Genomic DNA, 8,163 nt, shown 5'->3' with positions numbered 1-8,163 from the left:
GCGTTCTGCTCTTCCAAGGCCTCAGCCGCTTCGCTTCGGGCCGGACTCTAACTCCTTCTGGAGGAATACGCAGTGGCAGGTCACAATCGGTACAGGCGGCCGGCTTCGCTCGGAATCCACGGCCGACTTCGTCGGAATGCGCACCCCTGACAGGAACGACAAACTTGAAGCAGTTTGGTCTACCTCCTCGTGAACAAGTCACGCCCCGTCATTTTATGAAACTGCCAGTCCGATCCCACGTAATATAGTGTCCACCCAGCTGGAATCTTATTAGCAGCTACACGACCATTCCAAATCGTGATTGTTTTGCAGTCTGGGGCCGCGGGTGCCGTCCAATTGACGTAGAAATCTATTCTGTTTGCCGTGACGACGCCTGCGACAGGGTAAGGCTGTCCCCGGCACGAAAATCCAGTCGCGTTGTTGACATACGTTCCCGCGAAATTCCCTGTTGACGGGTCTAGCATCTGGATCGAGAGAAACGAGCCCCTTTGATTCACCCATGTGGAGGGGACGGGCAACTGCGCGTGAGCAGATACCGATATGACGGCAAAGAGCAGAAGCACAAACAAGCGTGTCATGGTATTCCCCTAGGCATTAGGCAACTGCACAAGCGCTGCCAGATATAGATTCGCTCTCATGATGCGGCCATGCAATTCGCTTCCACAATCAACCCAGAAGCGCACCCGTCCACGAAAAGTTCTCGCTTCGTAGTTTCGCCAGATTCTCCAGAGGTGGATTTGCCGACGGCCTCATTTCGAGCGACGTTGGGTACCGACCTCTTGAGAATGCTCAAAGAGCGAACGACGGGTCACAGCGTCTTGAGGTATTCGAGCAGCGCCATTTTGTTTTGTTCGCTCAAATTCGTCCCGTACTCGTGGCCGCATCGGCTGTTTCCAGAATTGATGTCATTACAATCCGTGACGGATAGTGAGTCACTTTGAGGCTCCTGAGCGGCGGCAAGACCAACGTTTTCGATGTCGTACTTCCGTCCAATGCTAAACTGCGATTTGCGCTGCCCGGATGGTTTGAGCAATTCCGCTAGGGTAGGAACCGAGCCGTTATGAAGATAAGGTGCGGCGGCCCAAATGCCCTGCAGAACGCGGGCCTCGTAGGCGCCCCATTGAGGGAGTCGACTGCGCGATGCCTTTTCTGCCCCTTCCGCTTGGCTTTTTTGATCTCTTCCGAAGTGCTGACAGCGTCGAACGCCGTTACCAGATCCTGCAGGGTCGGCGGTAGTCGTACCAACCCCAGAGACTCCGGGGTCTCCGACGACCCCGGATCTGGTGACGCCGCGACCCGTGCGTTGGTGGAAGGGTCACCACCGGCTAGCAAGTGTTCTGCGATCGAACCAATGACCGAGGTCGCGAGAATGTTAAGAACCTGATCCCTTTCCTTAAGAGGAGCGGTTGCGAAGGGAATGTACGCTCCGTTCAGGACGCCTGTCTTCGCTTTCCAGGCGAGAACATCGTACTCACGTGTATCGGTACCGACGTTCTGCACCACGGTTCTCCACGTTTTGATGAATGGAAAGCGCTGCTCGCCGCCTTCAATCCCATGACAACCGCTGCATCCCCCTTCATCGGAACCTTTTTCGAAAATCATCTTACCCCGGATGGCTAAGGCAGCGTCAATCTTCCAGGGCCATTTCGGAGGGCCGATTCGCTTCACGAGGTTTTCAAGCTCGCTAAGGCCGTCGAAATTGGTGGAATTGCCATTGAGGAAATTGATGACCGCTCCCTGACGCTTCGGCTCGAACGTAGCGAACACCCCTAAAACCTCGCCAACGTTCCGGGCCAGCCCCAAGATGTCACTTCCGTTCTTTGCAAATCCCGGCCATTGCGTCTTGTCCTGCCGCGGCGCATTCCAAAGGAATGGGTATCTCACGGGAGCGTCAGCGGTTTTTATGTTTTCCGGGATCATGAAATCGGGTGGCGGACCGATGTCCAGTCCGGATAACCGGTTGAAGATCATCCCGACAGCATCCAAACGGCCTACTCTCCAGCCGCTTTTGGGCAGGGCTCGCACCACAAGCGTGTGAAACCGCAAGTACCACCTGTCTACCTGCCGGCGAAGAACCTCAAGATCAGCCGTATCGGGATTTGCCGACTGCAGAACAGCTGCAGCAAAAGGAGCAAACGAGTCATCGCTAGCAAGCACATCGCCGACAGCCTTGTCCAAGTCACCAAGCAGCGTGTAGAAGTCCACGAGTCCGGGACCGCCATCGACACGATACACATTGCCTTCCACTTCGATCTGGCGCGTATGACATGCGGAGCAGGTCATTCCGACAATTTGGAAACCTTCAGGACCGGAGGCATGAAAGCCGACGGGAAGACTGACCTTGTTGCCAGGATTGGGGAGATAGCCGTACCGCGACAAACCATCGGCGAGGAACGGTTGTCCGTTCCTTTGCTTTAGAGCCTGCATCCAGGAGAGCGCGATCAAACGCGAGCCCTGATCGCGCACATAGAAGTCCGCTCTCGCCGTCGCGGTCCACTCTGCACCTTGGTCAACGTAGAATGGAATAGCGTCCGCGCCCTGTGCGCTCGATCTTGTCGTGGTAGCAACGGTTAAGCCGATCAGAAAGAGCCTCAGACGGCAGTCTAGCATCTGAGGGCAGGTGATTTGGTATTAAAGACCCATCAAGTTCAACCTACCAAGTTTTGTAGTGATGTCGGCTGCCTCTGCATCGCCCACCAATGGAAATCGCAGAATCTGCGCCATAATCCGAGGGCTCGCGCAGGGCCTCATGCGCCGCATCCAGACCCCCACAGCTGTCAGCCCGCCCTTGGCCAGCACCGCTGCATCGCGCCGGTCGGTTTTTACTCGATCCCCGGCCTTCATCGGGATCAGCGAGGGAACCACGACGTGGCAGTCGTGCCCCAGTCCGTTCAGTTGTCGCGATGCAGGCCATATCTGCAGAGTCCGGCGGGCTCAATACGGCGCGCCTTCGAGCACCCGGCGAGCCAAATCGTTCTGCAGGACTACATTCATGCCGTGACCGACGCTGAGGTCCGTGTGGACTGTTTGTCCAAGTGATCGGGGAGCTGGCGCCACAATGGTCGATCACGCCATTTGTAGAGGCCCTGCAGGCAATGCGGGGCGTCACCTTCATCGTTGCCGTGACGGCGGCTGCCGACGCCGGCGACTTCTCTCGCTTCAACGACCTCAAGTTGACGGCCTTTTTCAGCCTCGTGGCGTCGGAGTATTCGAGCGTGCAACCATCCGACGCGGGGTGAGAAGAGGAGCGCGCCAGATCCGGCACTCGGTCTGCCGCGATCCGGTGCCGGCTGAGGGCGCGCTCGGTCCTTGCGGCGCGTCGATGACGTGTGATGGCTGCAGCCCAGCTGCCGCGCAATCCGCTTCAGACCCTACCCGCACGCCCTCAGGCGCAACATCTCCGCCACGTCATCCGGCGTCTTCATCACCTGCCCCCGTGGATCAATCCACGACGAGCCTTCCGTTATTCGTTCCTCGTTCATTCGCTCTCTCCTCGGCTATCCGAGGAGGGGGCAATTCCTCGTGACGCCGAGGGAGCAGTTTTCCATGGCGTGCGACACGAAGCGTAAATCGCCGTTCAACGGATTAAAACGGGTAACGGGGCCGAGGGCCGGTCCAAAGCCGGAATTAGCGCGCGATGAAGCGACGTTGTGTGACGACGTAGTCGCATAATGATGGGTCAGTTAGGCCGCCTTGTGAGACGGCCGACCTCTTGTGCAGTCCGTCAGGCGCGAGTGGATCGCTCAGGAGAACGCCGCCCAGGGATGCCCAGCCGGACCACGGTCCGGAGCGCGGCTTATCCTGCCAGATGTGCCAAAGCGCGTTGTCAGCCCCGCGCGCAAACACTTCCAGCCGGCCGTCGCTGTCGGCGATCGCGGCGGGATCGCTGGTGATCTGGCCGCCAAGCGAGGCCCAACCGGACCACGGAGCGGCATGCGGCTCCTCCTGCCAGATGTGCCACAACGCGTTGTCGGTGCCCCGGGCGAACACTTCGAGACGGCCATCGGAATTGTCGACCACGGCAGGATCGCTGGTGATGCCGCCGCCGAGCGAGGCCCAGCCTGACCACGGTCCGGCATGTGGCTTGTCCGGCCAGATGTGCCACAACGCTTTGTCGATGCCACGGGCGAACACTTCGAGACGGCCATCCGAATTATCGACGCTGGACGGCGAGCTGGTGAGAACGCCGCCAAGCGAGGCTCAGGTTGACCACGGCCCGGCATGCGGCTTCTCCTGCGAGATATGCTAGAGTGCCCTATCGATTCCGAGACTAAACACCTCCAACGTCCATCGGAATTCTCTGTCACCGATACCGAGTTGGTAAGCGCTGCTGCTGCATTTGTCACGACAGCCTCCAATTGTGTTATGAGGAGAACAATTAACAATGCGCAATCTGAAGTCCGCACACTTTTGCCCTGCGATGGCGCCGACAAGATGGTCTCGCGTGAAAGTGATCCCGCGTTCAAGTTCCCTGCATTCTCCAGTGAGCGAAGCAACGCTTTGGTTGCACTCACCCCACGCGTCCCGGCGCTGCGCGAGAGCGTCGCTGACGCCATGCTTGCGGCACAGATCGGCAACCGACACGCCGGCTTCATGCTCCTTCAAAATCCCGATGATCTGCTCTTCCGAAAAGCGGCTGCGTCGCTTCATGCTCTGGCCTTGTTGTGGGCCAGCACGAACTTCAAACTGGATTAAGCCTGTGGGGCAAGGTCACAAGGAACGACTAGAAGTAGAGCCCAGAATCGGAGGCTTTCAATCGTACTCAAGCCAGCCGGGATTAGTCAGACTTTATCACTTTTTGGGCAACCCGTGGGCAACCACCCAGTTATTATTAGCAAAGGTGATACGGCAAAGGTGATGAAGCATAACGCAAAAGCCGCCATATGGCGGGCTTTTGCGTTGAAGAGACCAAACTGGCGGCCGAGCAAGTGAGCCCTCATACATCGACGTCAGCGGCTAAAGGTTGAAAAGATCGATGGATGTCAATCGGCCCTTTAACTGCGGGCTGTTTTCAAGCTGCCATTCTTTCTCTCCAGCGGCGGGCCGACCGCGATTGCTCCGTCGGAGCTGCTCGGGGTTGCGGAGACGGAACGGTCGCGGTCCGGCGAGACGATCGCCTAGGGAGATTGGATAATCGATGCGTCTGGCAGGTCCTACAGTGGCCCAATACTCGATAGTTCCGCTGTAGACAGACGTTAGCGGCTGATCAGTTTGCGTATTGAACAAACAGGCTCGGAACGTGAAAGCACGGCAACCGTGTTGGTCTGCAATCTTACCTCGCCCAACCGTCCGACAAACTCCACTTGAGCTTGGTTGTCGAGATCGAGTGTGCAGCACGAAGCGCAGACACTTTGAAGAGCGATGCGACTTCATCATCGACGGCGAACGTCATTTTGACAACACCTTCCTGTCCGCCTCGAACGATTCCTGATCTTTCGGGTCCGCAAGCTTAAACCAAGAGCCGGGTGCATACGTGGCGATAAGCTTGGCAAAGAACGATTGTGGCTCCCAATCTTGCCCTTCACGCTTCTCGAAAATAATGATTCCGTCGCGCGTGAAGTAACTAGGTCCGGGAACATTGCAGTCGACCGAAAGCTCGACGCGCCATAGCCCGCCCTTCGTGGTTTGCTGCTCATCTCTCGTCGGCGAGTAATGCACTCCAACCGGCTCGCCGATAGCGCAGCGGCCACGCCGCAGAAGATCGCCCAACTTGCCCTGGGCGGTGGTCACGAAGTTGAAGTTAGCGGGATTATGCAGAAAGTGACGGTTCACGCCGCTTTCGTCGTTTGTCACTTCGTCCGCGATGAGCGAGAGTGCGAACGCCTGCCAGCCTAGTTCCATCGGCTTTGCATACGGCGCCACAATTTTCACTGTGTCATCGGGCATCACCTCCCACGTGACCGTGTACTCTTCCTTTGTTTTATCGGCCCGGTGTTTGGCCCATGAAAAAATAACTGACTCGCCCGAGTCGGCCTTTTGACCAGCCTCCCATCCCCTGGGGATGAAGTGTGCTACCTTCGAGACCTTGGTGAAGATTTGCTCCGCTGTCTCACCATCCTGCGCTCGCCAGGTTGATTTGACCTTATCGATAAGCGGGTTGTCGCTCGTACGAACACCATCGCTCTTACCGGCCGGCCCACCCGGCAAGATCAACCATACGCCAAGGCCGATACAGAGACCGATAACGAGACAAAGCCAAAGCACGCGCCTTTCGATCATTTCTCTTACCCCGCGCAGCTATCCTGATATCCGCGCAAAATTGTATCTTGAGGAGAGTGGCGGCGCAGCTACCAGGACTGGTTGGCACCCAAATCAATTTCGTTCACCCCAGCCTGCTGGCGATCTGATGCAGGTGCCGACACTTCTGCGGAGCGGGCCCAAGGAGGTCCGGGGCCATTTGATCAGCTTGACTTTTAGAACAACACCTCGGCTGGCAGTGGAGAGCATGCGTAGTGTGCTTGAATGCGCTTGCCTGCATTTTCAGCTTCTGTGAAGGATGCGCCCCAGCACTACATCTCATCGGGCATAGTACGAACTGGCCATCAATTCTCATCCGAACGATTCGAAGAGCTTCGGCGTATATACAGAGCCGTGTCGGGGAGGAGATCACTGCGGCAGAGGCGTGCGATATCGCGCATCGCCTCGTCGCGCTCTATAGATTGCTTTCCCGCCATTTGCACGACGACGCGAGCGGCCTCCTTTGCTACTCCTCCGGCTCAAATCGCTCCCGAAGACTTCTGACGTTGTGCAAGATGCGCGCCGTCGTCGGCCTGCATGTCGCGCAGGATCATGCGAGCTTCCGGCCATCAACGATCCTGCCAAGAACCCCGAAGCAAATGATCTCAAGTGAGTGGATTAGGCCTTCGCTACGGACACCACTGTAATCATTTGCGGTTCGAGACGGCACTCGCGTGCGGGCAAGAGATCGACATGCACGCTCACAACGGTGGCGGCCTGCTCGCGTGCTCGCCCGATAATCAGGAAAAGCCGGACGAGCCCAGTGAGAGTGGGCGTGCGTGACTAGCGAAAATACTCTACTTCTTACCCGCCCTCGATCAGCGTGGGAAGGCCGATCGTCCTCACTGGGGTTGAGGTCGCCACGCAAGTTCGGTGGCGACGAACAAGAAGAAGGATGCGTCAACCGGCGCACTGCTAGTCTGGCAGTTAACCCAAACTGCATTGTCATTGCCGGCCCGGTCGGCAGTGTTACACCAAGCGTTCTCCGCACCGTTCGTCAAGGTGTCGGCCTGAACCCATCGGCTCCAACCCTTGATTGCTTGGACGTTGTGTCCGAAATCGATCTGATATATGCCAGCCCCTCTTGGTGTTCGCGGTGTTGTAACCGAAGCAGCCCGCTATGCTGCCGTCTGAGTTGATTGCCGCTGTCAAAAACACGACCCCTCTGGTCGGCTGCACTTAGCCCGGCGCGACACTGAGAGCGCGCTCCTGCCCTGGAAGGGTGTTGTTCTCCTGTCTAGCTGTCTGTGCGATGGCAACACTGGAAAGAGCGATTCCCAAACGCGTCAGTGCGATAGTGGCGACAGAGCGATTCATGATATCTCTCCTCTACTATTTGCGAACGCCCCCTGCCTTCAGGCAAGCCGGCGCTTTGACCAGCGTCAGCGTCGTTAGCAACGTTGGCATGCCTCCGTCGCCGATCAACAACTAGGCCTAGTAGGTGAGCACGCGCATGCTGTTGCAACTCGCGACTTGAATAATCATTCTCGAGGCTCCATTTGCTTCGGATGAGGTCGTGTCCCTGGCGTACTGAGGGATATCCACATGATTGAAAACCGGATCGCAATGGCCATCCAGGCGTTCACCGCAGCAAGCCTTCTAATATGCCAGCTTTCGACTTATCAGCGCCGTACATGACGCCCAACGAATTGGTTCGGCTGGTCTGCGCAGAGACCGGACGCGTTGGCCCGAAGATCCCAGCTCGCGGTTTTCAGACTACGATAAACTCAGGCACAGGATGAGGTCCATGTTGCCTCCCGTTCCCCACGGACTTCATTCAGCGTATCGCGGATACTTCCGCGCTACCGCTCGCGCGTGAGTGACCTTGCCCCAGGGGCTTAATCCAGTGTGAAGTTCGTTCTGGCTCACAACAAGGACCAGAGCATGAAGCGCAGCCGCTTTTCGGAAGAGCAGATCATCGGGATT

6 protein-coding genes and 2 pseudogenes are annotated in these 8,163 nt (G+C 57.4%); 1 reads left to right on the top strand and 7 read right to left on the bottom strand.

Annotated features, from left to right (window positions below; all coding sequences use genetic code 11):
• Positions 1 to 179 precede the first annotated feature (179 nt).
• The 4 genes and pseudogenes from ACM43_RS38820 to ACM43_RS38815 form a co-directional block, all read right to left on the bottom strand.
• Complete coding sequence (locus tag ACM43_RS38820) at positions 180 to 578, bottom strand: avidin/streptavidin family protein (protein WP_036032120.1); 399 nt, start codon at positions 576 to 578, stop codon at positions 180 to 182.
• A gap of 230 nt (positions 579 to 808) precedes the next feature.
• Complete coding sequence (locus ACM43_RS38595) at positions 809 to 1,087, bottom strand: hypothetical protein (RefSeq protein ID WP_333919210.1); 279 nt, start codon at positions 1,085 to 1,087, stop codon at positions 809 to 811.
• The gene (locus ACM43_RS10165; protein ID WP_333919209.1) at positions 1,039 to 2,466 is read right to left on the bottom strand and encodes a di-heme-cytochrome C peroxidase; all 1,428 of its coding nucleotides are present in this window, start codon (positions 2,464 to 2,466) and stop codon (positions 1,039 to 1,041) included. Before ACM43_RS10165 ends, ACM43_RS38595 begins: the two co-directional genes overlap by 49 nt.
• Positions 2,467 to 2,734: 268 nt before the next feature.
• Positions 2,735 to 2,930: pseudogene (locus tag ACM43_RS38815) on the bottom strand (IS110 family transposase); the annotation flags it as partial.
• A 105-nt stretch (positions 2,931 to 3,035) separates the two neighbouring features.
• On the opposite strand from ACM43_RS38815, the gene ACM43_RS10160 reads away from it, so the two are divergent.
• A complete protein-coding gene (locus tag ACM43_RS10160; protein ID WP_036032126.1) occupies positions 3,036 to 3,239 on the top strand; it encodes a transposase in 204 nt (67 codons plus the stop codon).
• Positions 3,240 to 3,627: 388 nt separating this feature from the next.
• On the opposite strand, the gene ACM43_RS10155 is transcribed toward ACM43_RS10160, so the two are convergent.
• The 3 genes and pseudogenes from ACM43_RS10155 to ACM43_RS10145 all read right to left on the bottom strand — a co-directional run bounded on the left by ACM43_RS10155 (position 3,628) and on the right by ACM43_RS10145 (position 6,219).
• Entirely contained in the window at positions 3,628 to 4,134 is a 507-nt protein-coding gene (locus ACM43_RS10155; protein WP_050996317.1) for a DUF346 domain-containing protein, read from the bottom strand.
• Positions 4,135 to 4,539: 405 nt separating this feature from the next.
• A pseudogene (locus tag ACM43_RS10150) lies at positions 4,540 to 4,650 on the bottom strand (transposase); the annotation flags it as partial.
• A 738-nt stretch (positions 4,651 to 5,388) separates the two neighbouring features.
• A complete protein-coding gene (locus tag ACM43_RS10145) occupies positions 5,389 to 6,219 on the bottom strand; it encodes a nodulate formation efficiency C protein (RefSeq protein WP_100213463.1) in 831 nt (276 codons plus the stop codon).
• Positions 6,220 to 8,163 lie beyond the last annotated feature (1,944 nt).

It is taken from the genome of Bradyrhizobium sp. CCBAU 45321, from assembly GCF_028128975.1.
Taxonomy (GTDB): Bacteria; Pseudomonadota; Alphaproteobacteria; order Rhizobiales; family Xanthobacteraceae; genus Bradyrhizobium; species Bradyrhizobium yuanmingense.
Note: the sequence above shows the minus strand (reverse complement) of the source record. Positions and strands in the feature narration are given on the sequence as shown.